This is a genomic window from Litchfieldia alkalitelluris, from assembly GCF_002019645.1.
GTDB lineage: Bacteria > Bacillota > Bacilli > Bacillales > Bacillaceae_L > Litchfieldia > Litchfieldia alkalitelluris.
Genome location: NZ_KV917374.1, coordinates 5,047,122 through 5,065,616, shown reverse-complemented (window position 1 = coordinate 5,065,616; position 18,495 = coordinate 5,047,122). Strand labels below are relative to the sequence as shown.

Sequence of the window (18,495 nt, the reverse complement as noted above, 5' to 3'; positions counted from 1 at the left end):
AAGATTCTTCCTTTACAAAAAACTTGTTTTGGAGGGATTTTTTAATGACAAAAAAATATTTTTCGTTTAGTAAAAACGTTCGAAACATCTTTGCTACAAGTGTTGTTGCCACGGCTTGTGCATTTTCATTAGGAACTGGACATTCTGCTGCTGAAGAAAACGAACAACCAACAGAATCACAGGTTGAAGAAACAGTACAACAAGATCAAACAGTAGAGACAGTAGATACAACAACTCAAGAATCAACACCAGACGTTGCTCAAGAAGATGAAGCAACAGAAACTGCTGAAGGTGCTCTAGAGGAATTACAAACAGAAGAAGAGACGGATCTAAATCAGGAAGTCGAAGAAGATACTACTTTGCTTTTACCAGGGGATTTCTTCTATTTCGCAAAAAAACTTATGGAAAATGTTCAACTTGCTTTAACGTTTAATGATGTAAAAGAGGCTGAATTGCTTGCTTCATTTGCAGAACAGCGTATTAAAGAGGCTGAAGTATTACTTTCTCAAGGTGATGAGGATTTAGCCAATGAAGTTCTTAAACAAGCGATTGAACAACAAGAATTAGCATTAGCAAAATACGAGCAATCACAATCTTCAGAAGAAGGAACTATTTCTGAAGAACCAACAGAGGTAGTTGATGGTGTTACAAAAGAACAGAATCCGGATGATTCAGTTCGTGCTGCCTGGGAAGCGAAATTTGCTGAAAACTTAGTTGCCTTACGGGCTGCTTTAGATAAAGTGAAAAATCTTGAGGCCAAAGAGGCATTAGCAAAAAACATTGTTAAAGCACAAGAGAAATTTGAAGAGAAAATCAACAAAAAATTAGCCATACTTCAAGAGAAAGAACAAAAGGCAGATAAGAAACAGGCTGAACTTGCAGCAAAACTAGCATCTGGTGAAATTGATGAAGAAGAATACAACGAAGAACTTGGTGAACTAAATGAAGAGTTAGCAGAAGAACAGGCTGAAATCATAGAAGAAATCAATGAAGAGGCTGATGAAGTTGTAGAAGATGCTCGCAAAAAAGCAAATGATAAAGGAAAAGAAGAAGACCGTGATGATGAGAAAGACAAAGATGACGAGTCTGACCGTGAAGAAGAAGCACGTGAAAAAGCTGAAGAAAAACAGCGTAATGCTGTAAAAAAAGAAGAAAAATTGAAGAAAAAAGCCGATGAAAAGCAACGTGAAGATGCTAAAAAGCAAGAAGAGAAACAACTAGTAGAAGTGAAGAAGCAAGAAGAGAATGCAAAAGAAAAGGCATTAAAGGCAGAAGAAAAGCAACGAGAGGTAGTAAAGAAACAAGAGGAACAACAGAAAAAAGCTGAAGATAAAAAACGAGAAGTAAAGAAACAAGAAGAAAAGCAGCATGAAGAGGCTAAAAAACAACGTAAAGAAGCAGAAAAACGAGCTGAACAAGATAGCGAAGATAAAGAAGAAAATGAGGAAGAAGATTAATATTGTTTAAGAGTGGGTCATTAAGCCTACTCTTTTTGTTTTCGTGCCATCAACTAAGCCGCGAAAGTGTGCTATGGACGTTGGGATTCGCAAAGCATTCCAACAAATCAATACTGAATAAAATGCTTACCTATCAAGTTAACCTTAAAGGTAAAGGAGTTGTGCTCCTCAAAGTGCAGGAAACAGATGCTAGAGGGCGATTTATTAAAGTAAGTGGATTTACTCTTTTCTGAAACTTACAACCTATACCTTAAAAATGGCTTTCTTTTTTTTCTTTTAGCTAATAATAAATTGATGGTTTCACAATAAGAAACAACCTCAAAAGTTAGATTTCACTAACTTTTGAGGTGCAATACAAATCATGAGATTCCATTTTAGTAGTTGGTTTTCCACCTCTATCTATTCTCATATTTTATCCAGAGTTGTTCAACTTGCTCAGCTGGTAAAGGACGGCTGTAGTAATAACCTTGTCCTATAATTTCAAACTCCTCAAGGAATTCCGACTGCTCTTTCGTTTCAATTCCCTCTACAATAACATTTGTTTTTAGGCTTTTTCCTACACCGATAGAAGCTTTTAAAATGGATGCTTTTCGACTATTAATCATAAAATTATCGATTAGGGATTTATCTATCTTTAATGTGTCAATATCAACTTTAGAAATAATATTTAAAGAGGAATATCCAGCCCCAAAGTCATCAATTGCAATTTTAACCCCCATCTTCTTTAAATCTCCTATAATTTTTGAAGCTTCTTCTACATTTATCATGACACTTTCTGTAATTTCAATTTCAAGATATTGAGGATCAACATTTTCACTTGCTACTGTTTTTTGGAATTTCGAAGAAAACTCCGGATCCTTAAATTGCCTTGCAGATACATTTACAGATACCCTTATTTTCGGTAAAGCTTGTTTCTCCCATTTCCTGATTTGTTTACAGGCCTCTTTGATCACCCATTCTCCAATGGGGATAATAAGTCCTGTTTCCTCAGCTAATGGAATAAATTCAGCAGGTGATACATGGCCAAAAGAAGAAGAATTCCAGCGAAGCAAGGCTTCCACGCCTACTATGTTTTCTGTCCTAATGTCAAATTGTGGTTGATAAAATAAAGAGAACTCGTTTTGTTCGATGGCCTTCCGTAATGCATTTTCTAATGATACTTTTCGTATTACTTTATCATTTAACTCTTTTGTGAAGAATTGAAAGTTGTTTTTACCTTTTTCTTTTGCTGAATACATCGCAAAGTCTGCTTGTTTAATAAGTGTTGCAGCATCAGTATTGGAATCGGTTTGAAAACTAATTCCAATACTTACAGTTACCAATATTTCTTGATTTTGTAGAAGCAAGGGTTGATTCATTTCAATTATAATTTCATTTGCGAGTTGATAAACTTCGTTTTCATTAATATTTTCCAAAATAATAATAAATTCATCTCCACCCAATCTGGCTATCTTATCATGTGTACGAATGCACCTTTTCAATCGTTTTGCTACTTTTTTAAGAAATAAATCACCTGCGTGGTGTCCTAACGTATCATTTATTCCTTTAAAATTGTCAAAGTCAATCGTAAGAATCGCAAATGTTTGTCTTAACTCTTGTGCTCTTTTTAAAATCATTTCGAGATTTTTATATAACCAGTGCCTATTTGGAAGTTCAGTCAATTGGTCGGTGAATGCTAGTTCTTCTATTCTCTTTTGTGCTTGTTTTTTCTCAGTTACATCTCTAATGATTGCAAAAACCCCATCGAGATTGCCATGTTTTCTTATTGGTACTACATTAACCTCCATCTCAGTTATAGTTCCATCCTTGTTTTTTACTGTGGTTTCATCATAGGCTGGTTTTCCTTCAGATAAGTTTCTGTATGCTCTCTCAAGGTCATCGGAATTAATTACAGAAGAAATGTGCGTGACAAGTAATTCTTCTTTTGATAATTGTGTCAGTTTTTCAGCCATTTTATTGACGTTTTTATAGTAACCGTCTAAACCAATTTCAACAACAGCATCAAGATTAGAATCGAATAGAGACCTGTATTTTTCTTCATTTTCCTCAAGTAACATTAACGCATTTTTTTCTTTTGAAATGTCTTTGGCAATTCCAAATACGCCTATAATAATTCCATCCACGATAATGGGGATATTTGTTACACTTAAAGGAACCTTGCTACCATTTTTATGGATACCAACTGTTTCATAGTATTGTGGTTCCCCTTTATATGCCATTTTAAAATGTTCAGTAGTTAGTTCTAAATAATCTGGATCGATAACTGAATGAAATGTAATGACAGAAAGCTCATCTCTAGAATAACCTAGTAGCTTCTCCACTGATGTATTTATATTAGTAATGTATCCATTTTTGTCTACAGAATAAACTGCATCAGGGTTATAATTAAAAAGGGACTTATACCGTTGTTGGCTATCATGTAATGCTCGTTTTGTTTTCTTCTGTTCCGAAATGTCCCGTATAACTAGTTGAATAGCAGGTTTTCCTTCGAACTCTATTCCAACAGCTGTGACTTCAACATCAATTGTTGAACCACTAAGTGTCTTAATTTTTTGATCAAGAGTTTTAGTCTTAAGAAATTGCGTTTCTATTAAAGCAAGATTCTGTATTTTTGAAACCTCAAAAAAATCTGGGTCAAGGAAGTTAATAACAGGATAACCCAATACTTCCTCTTTCATGGAGGAATGTATTAATTTTAAGAATGCTTCATTGACATAAAGAATACTTAGACCATCATGAACAATAATTGCATCTGGAAAGAATTCAACTAAGCGACGGTACCGCTCTTCACTTTCTGCTACTTGCTCAAGTATAAGCCTTTCTTTCTTTAAAGATTTGTAATCTAAAAAAGCGATAATTAGCCCAATAATGATAATCATAAGTGTGACAAAGGGTACAATGAGCCCTAATAAAAAGGTGCTTAAAAATGTCTGTTCATCATGCGAATGTGGAATAAAAACAATGGCCCTCATGCCTATATGATGTAACAAATATACGGTAGTCCCTAAAAACAATGCGCTAACAATATTTTGAAAGACAGAAGATTGTTTCTCTTTCTTCATTTTATAAAAGGCTTTCAACGCGATAGAAGAGAATATGAGTGCAATTAATATCGATAATGAAAAGTATATAGAATTAAAGTCTATTTTAACTGGTTCCTGTATAGCTTTTACACCAATAAAATGCATTGACATAATACTAGTTCCGGTTATTAAACCGCTTACAATTAATTTGATTTTTGTAAGGGATTGCATGTATAGAATAAAATAAGCAGCAAATGAAGAACAAATAGCAGCAAATAGTGATATAGATAGCAAGTATGGGTTATAAGATAATGGTGCATCGATATGAAAGGCGATTATTCCAATAAAGTGTAATGAAAAGATACCCAAGCCCCAGATAATGGACCCTAAAAAAAGCCATGTAATTTTGTTCGATCTATCCTTTCTGAAAAATCTTTGGGCAAGAGTTAAAGATGTATAGGACGAAATAATCACAATGATAATGGAAAGGATTATCAGAAAAGGGCTATATGATATATTTAACATGGTTGGACTCCTTTCTAAAATATTATGTACAAAATCATTATACCTCAAATAAAAGATAATTCGATATAATTCGCTAAATTTCGTCAATAATATCACTTTATCTGATGAAAAATGGATTATAGCGGTTTAAATGGAAAATCCTATGCAGTGTTTTGCTGCACTGGATTTTACAAGTATGAGTGTTTTTTGTTTGTTATGGATTAGGCTTTTTAAGGCTCGGTTTAATATAAGTTAGTTTACTTATTTTATAAATACATAATGCATTTAGATAGGGGTAAATTCTTACTTGTAAAAATTTGGTCAATGGATAGGAGCCTGGATTATTATCTGCAAGTGGTGCAAGTGGGATAATGCTCGTTGTATTTTAACGCAGGACATTAAAATAGTTTGTAGAATATATATAGTAAATTCCATATAAGGAGGTTACGTATGAAAGTTATAAAAGAAAATCGTGAATATGGTATTTTTCTATTGGATGACGGATTTTCTATCGTGCATCCTGCATGACCTACTAACATTTGGAACATCGGTGATGTTCGAGATATTGAAACAAGAAGAAGGCTTTCTGATGTTGAAGTTAAAAAGTATATGAATTTGATTGAACCTGAAAAACCTTGGGAGCAAGCGAGGGAAAAACTATGGAGAAATTGTTCTTCTCTTGGTGATCCTGGAACAAAAGAAAAAGAAAAAAATATTCAAACCGCAATATTCGAACAAGGTAAAGATATCGTTTAGTTCGACAATGGATCTTTACATTTTTGGAAATTAAATTAGAAAAGGATTTATCTAACAAGACATAACTCCGGTTGGAGTAGTGTTTTCTTTAAACATAAAATATGAAACAATTCACCTAATCATTTTTTAGAATTGAAGAAATCAACGCTTTCTACAGCTTAAAGGTGATCTGTAATCTAATGGCTACACAGAAGTGGAGCATGAGTATCCCCATGCTCCACTTGTTCCTTATACCATTCTTTTTCTACTTTGATACAGTATTAAGCTCATTAATCTTTCTTGCAATATTATCTGTTAATTCTGTCGCAGTTTTTGGAACAAAAGATTTGAGAGCAGGGTTCACGAGAGGTCCCAACATGCCAGCAGCAGTAATATCTAGATGTCCAATCATCTTCGTGTGAGAATCAGAGAGAGCTACAGCTTTAAAATAACCAGTACCTGAAAAGTTTTCATTTACCCCTTTTAACCCAAATGAAACCAAGTTAGGTCCTTGCCACTCATTAATATCAATGTGTAAGTTGATTTTCTTTTTCATCACCCCAATATCACCTATAAAAGCCCATGTTGATTGTGTTTCGTTCAGGATAGTGTGTTCAATGTACCCAGGAACTAATGGAGCCCAATTGTTCATATCACTTACGAACTCCCAGATTGAGTTGATTGGAATATTTAATTCCACCTCATATGTACCAGTTGGCATAATTAATCCCTCCTCATTTAAACTCTTATCATTCTATTATCGTGGCATATGAAAAATTCCAGGATAACGAATGTCTATATCCTACTCCTTCAATAAATGTATTCTTTATTGTGAGGATCTTTAGATTTGTATTCAATTTAGAACGTTGAAAGAAAAGGGCTAATGTTGGCATTTTTTTATATAATAGAAATTTAGTGTGTAACTTTTGCAAACTTTAAGAGTCAATAATTAATAGAAGAGAGGGGGATAAAATGGCGGATCTATTTAGTGAGTTATACGAAACGTATAAAAAGCAAATTTACTCTTATTTATTAAGAAACACAGGGCACCCCCATATCGCAGAAGAGCTTACCCATGATACATTCATCAAAGCCTTCAAATCACTAAAGAATTTCCGTGGTGAAAGTACTCTAAAAACCTGGCTCTTTACGATTGCCAGAAATACATACATAAGCTACTACAAGAAAAACTCTACACGATATGAAATGAACAATGATCTAATAGATGAACAGTGGGCAGATACAACTGACGATTATAAGACCATGGAGGAACAGGCTAGTATTTCGTCCATTTTATCCAGGCTCTCTGAAAAGGATAGAACATTACTGCTTTTGAGAGATCAACAAGGAATGTCATATAAGGAAATCGCAGATATAACAAGTGAAACAGAAGGTGCGGTCAAGGTAGGGATTTATCGAGCAAGGAAAAAGTTCAAGGAAAAATATAATAAGGAATTTGGAGGTGTGTAATTGTGAAATATCCATGTGATCTAGTTCGAGATCTCTATCCGCTATACGAAGAGGGTGATCTCAGCCCCTCGGTAAAGGAAAAGGTAGAGGAGCATTTACGAGAATGTGAGTCTTGCAGGTCAATTTATTTGTCAGGTAAAGGCTTTGAGGATGATAAGCAACAATTAACAAAAATCGAATCCACAATTCCAGAATCATTAGATAACCGGATCATTTTATCGGTAAAATTAAAGAGGATGAAGTTTTATGTTGCGGTATTAATCAGTGTCATCTTAATTATTGCTGTAAATCTTTATCAAAATCAGCGCCATGAAATATTTTCTACCTACAACCAAGTATATAGAGGTGCTGAAGAACTTAATAATATCCTTCTAAGTGCTCCAGAGGCATCTGGTGAAGAGCTCAGTTTCTTAAAAAACATGTTCTTTGAAGAAATGTATGAAGGAATCGAAAATTTAACGCAATCGTTAAATTGGTTTGAAGAACAGAAGTATAAAGGTTCGAGTCTCTATATAAACCAACAATCATTTTATACCACTCTAGATAATCTTAATTTAAGGAAAAAAGATGACAGATGGGATGAAGTTGACCAAAAGACATATGACCTGCTAGTACAATATGCTAAGAGCTATATGCAAGAGGTTGAGGATGATTACAATAAATTCAATCACGGTTATAGCTCCTATTTTGAACAAGTGGATATTGTGGGCTTAAGCGGGCCATTAATGGAAATTAACAAGCTTACTTATACCTACAATCGGTTCCACAAGCTCCCGGATCAAATGAAGCAATTAAAAGAGAATGAAGTGAAAACCAAGATTGCGTCAGGCTTCAGAGTGGAAAATGAGGATATCACTCTAAGTAAGTATTTGGACTATACTTATAGATTTGAAATAAAAAAGAGAAGTATAAGTGGAGAGGTGGATGCATTTACAGGGCATCCAATCAGAATGGATTATTTCGGTACTGTAGATACAGATACAACAGGGGAATTGTTAGATGTTAATCAGGTACAAGACAATGTCATCATGATGCTACATAACATTTATGGAAAAGAGCAGCAATTTGATGTCAAATATCTGGGTATCAATGTGGATTATTCAAGTAACATTGATGATCAATATTATACTTTTTCATATATGCCTGTGGTTCATTCACACCCTATTTATTCTATTTCTGATCAATCAAACAGAATTTACTTCGATGCAAGATCGGGTGAGTTCAGAATGATGCATAGTCTTCATTTCATTCCTTTCTCGTTAGATTTTAATCAGAATGTCAATGAAGTCATTTCACCTGAACAAGGTTTAGATATACTAAAGAGAAAAGTAGACATCGAGGATCAAGAACTAATAGAAAAGCGGAAATATGAGTTTATTGATACATTTGTTATTTATTCTTCAACCTCAGGTGGACTCGTTCTAGTTCATGCGTATGGACCAAATGGTCACGACTATGATTGGCGTTATATAAATGTAGAAAATGGAAAAGAAGAGATGTTTTATTTTGAAAATTGATTCGGTTTCTTTTAGTGGAGAGAGAGCCGTAACAAAAGCTATTACACTCAAAAGGTGAAATAGCTTTTGTTATTTTTTATAAAATTCCTTATATAAAATGATAAAATAAGATTACTTACAAATTTATACAAGTAACTAGTTATTGTTCTATAATTGGTTATTTTATCCTAAAAAGTAATCTTTTTTTAAATTTTATTTTCAGATAATAATGTTAAAATTAAAAGTAGTAAATAGGTTCTTGTTACCTATCCAAAGGTAACAGTTAACGGTAAGTAAAAAATATCCTTGTTCACATACTAATGAAATATATGAAGGAGATTCGTCATATGGACGGTGCAAATAAAAACGGGAACATCAAATATGCTAACACTTCAGCTCAATATGAAGAAGCCGGACAGGGCAGGAATGCTATAGCTTATCATCTATTAGAAGCAAAGAATTTATATAGAGATGGTTTATACTCCAATGCCAGTATGAAAATGGAAAAGGTCCTCTTGCTGTATAAAAAGTATGTGGACAGAGAACCGGCTGTAAGTGTCCAGTTCATGTTAGCTAATGTGTTAGAAAAGAGCGGTCATCTTAAAAGAGCGTTAACCATTTTTAATGACCTATACATTAAGCATAACTCCTTATATGCCTTGATTAGAGTAGGATATATTAGTATCAATCTTCGTGATCTATCACTGCTGAAACAATATGAGAACGCTTATCTAGAATACTTGAATTCTCCATCAATAGCGATTAATGAGATGCTACATCTGCAAGTGATTTTAGGTTATTATTTCTCCTATACAGGGCGTGACTCATCACTTGTTCATGAGATGGTTCAGTATCATAAAGTGAACAGCATGATACTAAGAAAAAAACTAAAAGTTGAAGACTATATACACTGGGTATACAATTTGCATATTCTGCAGTTGTTAAATCATTACTCTTGGAATGAAAGGGCCAAATTGATTTATGAAGCAGAATCATTGGCGGAACAATATCACCAAACTTCAAGATTAATGAATATATATAACCTAATGGGTATCGGATTACTTGAAGAGAATGTTATGAAAGCAAAAGAGTACATGCTAAAATCTAAGGATTTGGCGATAAAGCTAGGAAACAAACAACATGAGATGGCCACCTTATCAAATCTACTAATGTTTTATCAATTTTTAGGTGATACCACCCATGCTTTAGCGCTTGCAGAACAAGCAAAAGCATTAGGAAAAGCCATCAATTCTAACTTTAATGAAATGACTGTTGTGAAACTTTATTATCTCATTGAAGATTATCCTCGAGCATTAGAACTGATTCGTGAATTGAAACCTAAGGCGAGAAGAATAAACCTAACTATCACAAGGGTAGATGCGTTGTTTTTTCAATATAAAATCATCTTGAGGCAAAAGGATGAGAAAAAAGCGAAAAGGTTATGGCCATTTTTCGAAAAAATGTGCAAGAAACATAGGGATACAGTAAATTTATCATTACTGCAGTGTCAGTATTATATGGTACTTAAACGATATGATCAAACGATTCCTATCGCTATAAAATATCTTGAAGAAAAGAACCTTAGTGTAGAGTATAGAATAGAATTTTCTATGATTCTATTAGAAGCATTTATCAAGCTAGACCTGGATGAAGAGTTCACTAAGACTGTGCATTCTTTTGAATCCTTGGTCTATCACAAGGGTTATTTTGGTTATTTAGGCTATGTATATTATTATAAGGGACTATTTTACTTGAAAAATAAATCTTATATTCAAGCGAGAGTTTATTTTATTCGAGCAAAAAGTTATTTTACCAAGGTCAACAATCTTCTGAAACAAAAGGAAATGAATATTCACATTGAAACGATTAATCAACGAATCGTAGAAGCGCCATCAAATAAACAGCTAGAAATGATGAATCTGCTCACAAACAATGAAATTATGTTTGATAGCATTAGGTTAGTTCATTCTGCCAAGCACCTTGTGGATGTTTGTAAAAATATAACGAAGGTTCTCCATGAACATATAATGTTCGATGATGTGTATTTTCACTTTATTATTGATCCAAGGAGAACGAAGACTTTATCTGTTAGTGATAAGCTGCAAAGTGAAGAAATCATAAATGAAAAAGTGGATGCTGCCTTGAGAAAGGTAATTGAAGAAAAGGGAGTAAGTCAGTTTGAGTTGGATAACTCGTATTTTCATGGTTTTCCGATTATTTCTGATGAGAATGAGGTTGTATCCATCGTGCTGATAAAGAACCATGATGTTCTATCTGGAGTAAGCCTTTATTATCTAGAACAATTTTTTCAATTTATCGCTCCTAAGATTAAAAATGTCATCTTTAATGAGTTGGTCCATGTAGATGTTCTAACAAATCTATATAACCGAAACTTCTTTATGCAAAGGTTGAAAGAGGAGTTTCAAAAATCGGCTGATTTCCAAAACGACCTTTCTTTTATTATGATCGACATTGACGATTTCCGAGGTGTAAATAATCAATTTGGCCATGCTGAAGGAGATCGCATCTTGGAAAAGGTGGCTAAGACCATCCAGCAGTCTGTTCGTAGTGGTGATATTGTAGGACGTTATGGAGGAGAGGAATTAATTGTTATACTTCCTAACACGTATTCTGAGATTGCCAAAGGGGTAGCATACCGTATTTTAAATAAGATACGTGAAATTTCCGTAAACGAAACATACCAGATAACAGCAAGTTTAGGTGTATCAAGTGTTGATAAAGACAAAACGGTCACTTTTGAGGAGCTCATAGACAAAGCGGATCTTGCTGAAAGATATGCTAAGAAGCATGGCAAAAATCGTGTGTATTGTTATTGGGAGATTGGTGAACTGTTAGACTTGGTTAAGAGTCACCAAGATTATTAAGTTTAGAATGGAAAAAGGATGTTCTCCTTGCCTAGGAAGAGCTTACGTGTAGATCTTTTATTTTATCTACTGGGAATTAACCTAGTATAAATCCCAGTAGATGCATATTTTTAAGAATATTTCATCTTGTAAATTTCATGAGTAAAAGAGTATAAAGGGGTTGTGTTGTTGACAGTTTCTCTAATCCGATATATCCTATAATTAACTTAATAATCAATAGATTCTTATTTTTCTTTCTTATTATTAATTATGCCTTTAGCATTCTGTTAATATTTAATGTTGACTGGATGAAAAAGTTTCCTAATCATCAAAGAATAAGAGAGCAATGTTATCGGTAAATCTAAGGATTATATTAGAGATATAAATTGTTAGAAGGAAATTTAAAAAACATAAATCATCATGACTATAAAAGGTAGCTCTTCAAAAAACTTAGCTTAGTTGAATTGAAACCGACAATTTTCAAGGTTCAATGATTTAAAATTATCATTGAACTATTGAAATTGTCGGTTTTTTAGCATAGACTTCCATGCGAATTAGTATTTGCACCATGGAGTATGAGAATAGTTCATTCATCTAGTGTGGAATGAGCGGAGATCCACTGACTCCTGCGGGCTCCAGTGGTCACGTGAGACCCCACAGGAGCCCCTGGCGACGAGGAGGCTCACGGACCACCCCGCGGAAAGCAAGTGGATTGCAGCTCATGGAACTCCACTACCTAGGTTATTTTCAGGGTAGACATTCTAGTGTTAATAAAGAAGGACGTTGGGAAAACTGATAACTAAAATAACACTTTTACATTGTTTGTCATTCAATCAAAAAATTCAATGAAGTTAATAAAAATCATAAAAAACCGTCAAATCGAACTAATCAATATTTGTATCTAGGAATGGAAGGGGGAATTAGCTTTAATGCATCCATACATGGGGAAAAAGGCAGTTCTATCTACAATTCATGGGAAAGAGCTGGCAATTGTCGAACCCTTTAAAAAATTCTTGAACGTTTCTATACAAGTCCCTAGTAAAATTAATACAGATGAGTTAGGAACTTTTTCTGGCGAGATAGAGCGAGAGTTTACACCTTTAGAAACTCTCCGGAAAAAAGCAAGAATGGGAATGAAGGAACTAGGACTTCCTCTAGGAATAGCTAGTGAAGGGAGTTTTGGACCACATCGTCATCTTCCTTGGGTTGCGGAGGATCATGAAATCCTTTTGTGGATTGACCAAGAGCGAGGAATAGAAATTATAGAGCATGAGGTAAGCGTTGAGACCAATTTTGATGCCAAAACAATATCTTCATTTAATGATCTTAAAGATTTCTTAGATAAGGTACAATTCCCTTCGCATGCTTTAGTTGTTAGACCAAATTCGGGGATAATTCCAGGGTTTACTTTCAAGGGACTAAAGAATTCTCGTGAAGTAAAGAAGGCCATTGATCTTTGTAGCTCTGAATCTGCCGATGGCTTAGTACATGTCGAAACAGATATGCGAGCTCATATGAATCCTACCCGTATGAAGGTAATCAATAAGTTAGCTGAAAAATTAGCTGCTCGATTACTAAATCTATGTCCAAGTTGTTCTTGCCCCGGCTGGGGAGTAATTGATGTGGTTCGAGGGTTACCTTGTGAAGGCTGTGGACTTAAGACCAAACAAATTGCTCAAGAGGTTTATGGATGCCCAAGTTGCAATTTTAAAAAAGAAGTACCTCGTCAAGATGGTATTACAGCATCCTCGCCCACTTATTGCGATTGGTGTAATCCTTAGTTATTTAAAAAGGGTAATTTAAAATGGAGGTAGGATTTTCAGTAGGTAAAAATGGATAAAAAATTCAGATATAGTCCTGCAGTTAGTTGGGCTTTCTGTATATATGTTATGCTTATAAAAATATGAAATCATGTTAGGAGTTTTAGTTATATGAATAGTGAACAATCAAAAAGTCGAAGTTCTGTTTTTAATGATGTTAATCGTGCTCCAAATCGTGCAATGATACGTGCAATGGGGATAACCGATGAAGATTTTAAAAAGCCATTTGTTGGAATTGCTAGTACATGGAGTGAGGTTACACCGTGTAATATGCATATTGATGAACTAGCAAGGAAAGCCAAGGCAGGTGCCTTAGAGAATGGAGGAACTCCTTTCATTTTCAATACGATTACTGTATCAGACGGTATCTCTATGGGAACGGAAGGTATGAGATTTTCATTACCTAGTCGTGAGGTAATTGCCGATTCAATAGAGACTGTAATAGGTGCTCAGAATTACGACGGTGTAGTAGCAATTGGTGGATGCGACAAGAATATGCCTGGATGTATGATTGCCATAGGGCGTTTAAATTTACCTGCCGTTTTTGTATATGGAGGAACCATTCGACCGGGGCGTGTAGATGGGAAGGACATTGATATTGTTTCCGCCTTTGAAGCAGTAGGTAAGTACAATAACGGAGATATAGATCGTGATGAACTTCATAAAATCGAATGTAATGCTTGTCCAGGAGCAGGTGCATGTGGTGGCATGTATACAGCAAATACAATGGCATCGGCAATCGAGGCTATGGGGATGAGTCTACCTGGAAGTTCGTCCAACCCAGCAGAGACCGAAGAAAAACTAGAAGACTGTACTAAAGCAGGAAAAGCTGTTATGAATTTATTAAATAAAGGAATCACGCCTAAAGATATCATGACGAAGCAAGCTTTTGAAAATGCGATTACTGTTGTAATGGCTCTGGGTGGATCAACCAATGCCGTTCTTCATTTATTAGCCTTGGCTCATACAGTCGATGTTGATCTTAGTTTAGATGACTTTGAACGTATTCGTAAAAATGTTCCTCATATAGCAGATCTAAAACCAAGTGGACGTTATGTAATGGAGGATTTATCTAAAATTGGTGGAGTGCCTGGGGTAATGAAGTTGCTTCTAGAAAAAGGATTGCTTCATGGGGATTGTATGACAGTAACAGGTCACACAATAGAGGAAAACCTATCAGAAGTTCAACCTTTAAAAGATGGACAAGACATTATCTCCTTTGATAACCCAAAACGCGAAACAGGACCACTCGTTATTCTGAAGGGTAATTTAGCTCCTGAGGGTGCATTAGCAAAAATGTCTGGACTAAAAATCAAAAAAATAACAGGACCTGCACGTGTGTATGATTCAGAAACAGATGCAACAAATGCGGTCTTAAATAATGAGATTAATCCAGGGGATGTTATTGTAATCCGATACGTCGGACCAAAAGGCGGTCCTGGAATGGCTGAGATGTTATCAATTACAGCAATTGTGGTAGGGAAAGGTCTTGGAGAAAAAGTAGGCTTAGTAACAGATGGACGATTCTCTGGAGGGACACATGGGTTAGTAGTTGGTCATATTTCCCCTGAAGCACAAGTTGGCGGTCCAATTGCATTAATTCGAGAAGGCGACAAAATAACCATCGATAGTGACACACAAGAACTTGCTGTTGATGTTTCTGAAGAAGAGTTTAATGAAAGATTAAAAGCTTGGAGTCCACCAGAACAAAATTTAAGAGGGATTTTAGCCAAGTATGCGAGGTCAGTCTCTTCAGCTTCAAAAGGAGCAATAACCGATTAAAAGTAAATATTGACTGTTTTGTTCCCTCGGACTTTGTTCGGGGGATTTTTTCATGGAGATCTTACTAATTACATAGCTCATACTAAAAAATCGGTAGGATTATCAGGTTCAAGAGAGGGTCATTTTACTCCATTGACTCAAGCTATGTTCTCAGGAATTAAGTATTTGCAATTCAAATGGAGAATAACTCATTATCAGGATTGGAAGACAACATCGGAGGATTTGGAATAAAAAAAGTAAAAGTTGTTTAGTTTTTTAAAAGAGTTATATAGTTTGTTCGTAGTGAGGGAAAGTGGAATTATGTTAGTATTGTAGTGTTAAAAAAATGTAAGCGTTATAAAAAAGTTGCTTAACATTAATATGTTACTCCCTATTAATAGGAAAAAAGAGAATGATAAATATGTAGCAGAAAGGATCGATTATGGAATTTTTAATAAATCAAGAAATGTTAACAAGTGCATCATCTACAGATGGTTCGTTATTTTATCAGGAAAAAGAGGCTTTCACCGGTGTGAATAAGATTGCCGGGAAGGTTATGCATGATCTGGAGTTGGTGTTTGGATATGCACCACAAGTAACCACTGATAGAACAAAGCTTGGAAAAACAGCTGTTTTGTATGGAACGGTGGATCACAGTCCAATGTTGCAGGAACTTGAAGAGAAAGAGATAATCGATCTTTCGGAAGTTAAAGGGAAGAGAGAAGTTTATTTATTTCAAGTAGTTAACCATCCAATTGTAGGTGTTGAAAAAGCCTTAGTTATAGCGGGAAGTGATAAGCGCGGTGCGATATACGGCCTGTTTCATCTTTCTGAGTTGCTTGGTGTTTCTCCATTGGTGGATTGGGCTGATGTGAAGCCACAGCGTAAAGAGTCATTCACCTTGAGTGAAGACTTGAAATATATTTCGAAGGAGCCATCTGTTCGTTACCGCGGCTTTTTTATCAATGATGAATGGCCTGCATTTGGTAATTGGACAATGAAGAGGTTTGGTGGCTTTAATGCAGACATGTATGAGCATGTGTTTGAGCTGTTACTAAGGTTGAAAGGGAATTATCTCTGGCCGGCGATGTGGTCAGCGCGTTTTAGTGTGGATGGCCCGGGCTTAGCGAATGCTGAACTGGCTGACGAATATGGAGTCGTTATGGGGGCATCCCATCATGAGCCTTGTTTGCGAAATGGAGAGGAATATAAATATCTGCGTGGAGAGGATTCTATCTATGGAGATGCTTGGAACTTTATTTCAAATAGAGAAGGCATTACAAAGTTCTGGGAAGATGGGTTGAAGCGCAGCGGACAATTTGAGAACGTGATCACTGTCGGTATGCGTGGTGAGGCAGATACGTCAATCATGGGGAAAGAAGCCACACTAGCTGACAATATTGAGTTGTTACGAGATGTGCTACAGACACAAAATCAGTTGATCCAAGAAAATGTCAATCCTACTCTTTCAGAAGTGCCAAGAATGTTGGCGTTATATAAAGAGGTGGAACCGTTCTTTTATGGTGATGAAAACACACCAGGATTAATGAACTCAGAGGAGCTCGAGGATGTCATTCTGATGCTTTGTGATGATAATCACGGGAACTTAAGGACATTACCGACAGAAGAAATGCGTAACCATCAAGGTGGTTATGGGATGTATTATCATTTTGATTATCATGGTGGACCAATATCGTATGAATGGATTAATAGTTCTTACCTTCCTAAGGTGTGGGAACAGATGACGATGGCGTACGAGTTTGGTGTTCGTGACCTTTGGATTGTGAATGTGGGTGATCTTGCTACCCAGGAGTTCCCGTTATCGTACTTTCTAGATTTGGCTTATGATTTTGAAAAATGGGGAACGAATGCGGTTAATAAGACAGACCTTTATACGAAGCAATGGATTCAAAGGCAGTTTGCTGGTGTGTTCTCTGAGGATGAGATGAAAAAGGTATTTGAGCTGCTGACAGGTTACACAAAGATTGCTCATAATCGTAGACCAGAAGCGATGAATGCAGAAGTATATCATCCGGTGAATTATAAGGAAACAGATCGTAGGTTGGAGCAAATTGATTACCTTTTGGATCTTGCTGAGGAATTATATGAGAATGTAAATCCTGAGAACTTTTCAACCTATTTCTCACTCGTCTATTATCCTGCGGTAGGAAATCTAAATTTACAGAAGCTGTGGTTGCTTACTGGGAAAAATAATTATGATGCCAAGTTACGTAAAATGGAAGCAAATAAACTGGCTGAGCAAATCAAAGAATGTTTTAAAAGAGATCGTGAACTGGTCGATCAGTATCATACCATTGATGATGGCAAGTGGTATGGGATGGGCCTTTCTGAACATATCGGTTTTATTCACTGGAATGAGGAGGAAGCGAAGTACCCTATCCTTATGAATGTATTGCCTGCTAGTAAGCCAAGACTACTAGTTTCGTTGGATGGTACGGAACAGCACACAGAGGGACCAGCGTGGCACAATAATAAACTTTATTTAAATGATTTTTTGCAGCCGGATATAGAGGAAGCTTCTTTTACCATTTCTAGCATTAGTGATCTAAATGCGGATTATAAGATTACTAGTAAAAGTGAGTGGCTGACTTGTTCTAAGACGAGCGGGAGCTTAGATGGTATCGAAGAAACAATGGAAGTCATTTCTGTTAAAATTGATCGCAGTGCAATGAATGGTGAAACAGAAGGTAGTATTGTCGTAGAGATGCCGATTGGTACATGTACCATTATTGTAAATGCTTCGAACAAGGATTTTAGTGATTTACCTGATATGACCTTTGTTGAGACGAATGGCTATATTTCTATTGAAGCAGAACATTACTTTTTAAATAAGGAATCGACAAGTCAACACGGTGATGTTCATAGATTCCAAGTGCTTGAAGGATATGGAAAGACATTATCGGCAATGAAGGCTTTTCCGACAACAGAGTATTTTACTGTAGGAAAGGACGCACCTTATTTAGAATATCTTTTCTTCGTACAGGAAGCGGGAGAGTATGAGGTGGCATTATATATGCAACCATCCAATCCGGTAACAAAGGATGGAACGTTATTCTGTGGAATACAAGTAAATGACGATGAGACTAGTGTTGTGAATGTGCTCCCGGAAGGATATCGGGTTGATGGTGATAACTGGGCGGTAGGGGTGATTGATAATATTCATAGGCATGTTAGTAGAATCAATTGTCTTGAAGGATTGAATACTTTAAGGATTTATGCGGTGAGCCCAGGATTTGTGTTGGAAAAGCTGGTGATTTATCCAGAAGGAAAGAATCCAGCAGATAGTTACCTGGGGCCGGCAGAGACTTATTATGTAGGGAAAAAGTAGATTACACTATACACAT

General features: G+C 35.7%; 10 protein-coding genes. 8 read left to right on the top strand and 2 right to left on the bottom strand.

Features of this window, described 5'->3' with window-relative positions; all coding sequences use genetic code 11:
• The first annotated feature begins 44 nt into the window (after positions 1 to 44).
• Entirely contained in the window at positions 45 to 1,457 is a 1,413-nt protein-coding gene (locus BK579_RS25925) for a DUF5667 domain-containing protein (RefSeq protein WP_169891243.1), read from the top strand.
• Between the two features lie 395 nt (positions 1,458 to 1,852).
• Here BK579_RS25925 and ypmT read toward each other — a convergent pair whose 3' ends face one another.
• A complete protein-coding gene (ypmT, locus tag BK579_RS23625) occupies positions 1,853 to 5,005 on the bottom strand; it encodes a protein YpmT (RefSeq protein ID WP_078549793.1) in 3,153 nt (1,050 codons plus the stop codon).
• 588 nt (positions 5,006 to 5,593) lie between these two features.
• Between ypmT and BK579_RS25920 the strand changes: the two genes are divergently transcribed.
• Positions 5,594 to 5,740 carry a hypothetical protein gene (locus BK579_RS25920; protein WP_169891242.1) on the top strand — a complete coding sequence of 49 codons (147 nt, stop codon included), beginning with the start codon at positions 5,594 to 5,596 and terminating at the stop codon, positions 5,738 to 5,740.
• A gap of 244 nt (positions 5,741 to 5,984) precedes the next feature.
• On the opposite strand, the gene BK579_RS23620 is transcribed toward BK579_RS25920, so the two are convergent.
• Positions 5,985 to 6,440, bottom strand: a complete 456-nt coding sequence (locus BK579_RS23620; RefSeq protein WP_078549791.1) for an SRPBCC family protein — start codon at positions 6,438 to 6,440, stop codon at positions 5,985 to 5,987.
• 251 nt (positions 6,441 to 6,691) lie between these two features.
• Here BK579_RS23620 and BK579_RS23615 point away from each other — a divergent pair, with 251 nt between their 5' ends.
• The 6 genes from BK579_RS23615 to BK579_RS23585 all read left to right on the top strand — a co-directional run bounded on the left by BK579_RS23615 (position 6,692) and on the right by BK579_RS23585 (position 18,479).
• Complete coding sequence (locus tag BK579_RS23615) at positions 6,692 to 7,189, top strand: RNA polymerase sigma factor (RefSeq protein WP_078549789.1); 498 nt, start codon at positions 6,692 to 6,694, stop codon at positions 7,187 to 7,189.
• A gap of 2 nt (positions 7,190 to 7,191) precedes the next feature.
• Positions 7,192 to 8,706, top strand: a complete 1,515-nt coding sequence (locus BK579_RS23610; protein WP_169891241.1) for a zf-HC2 domain-containing protein — start codon at positions 7,192 to 7,194, stop codon at positions 8,704 to 8,706.
• Between the two features lie 326 nt (positions 8,707 to 9,032).
• Positions 9,033 to 11,570, top strand: coding sequence for a GGDEF domain-containing protein (locus tag BK579_RS23605; RefSeq protein ID WP_169891240.1), 2,538 nt, complete (start codon positions 9,033 to 9,035; stop codon positions 11,568 to 11,570).
• 908 nt (positions 11,571 to 12,478) lie between these two features.
• The gene (locus BK579_RS23600) at positions 12,479 to 13,330 is read left to right on the top strand and encodes a DUF6671 family protein (protein WP_078549783.1); all 852 of its coding nucleotides are present in this window, start codon (positions 12,479 to 12,481) and stop codon (positions 13,328 to 13,330) included.
• Positions 13,331 to 13,480: 150 nt separating this feature from the next.
• A complete protein-coding gene (ilvD, locus tag BK579_RS23595) occupies positions 13,481 to 15,151 on the top strand; it encodes a dihydroxy-acid dehydratase (protein WP_078549781.1) in 1,671 nt (556 codons plus the stop codon).
• A 421-nt stretch (positions 15,152 to 15,572) separates the two neighbouring features.
• Positions 15,573 to 18,479, top strand: a complete 2,907-nt coding sequence (locus BK579_RS23585) for a glycosyl hydrolase 115 family protein (protein ID WP_078549776.1) — start codon at positions 15,573 to 15,575, stop codon at positions 18,477 to 18,479.
• The last annotated feature ends 16 nt before the right edge of the window (positions 18,480 to 18,495 follow it).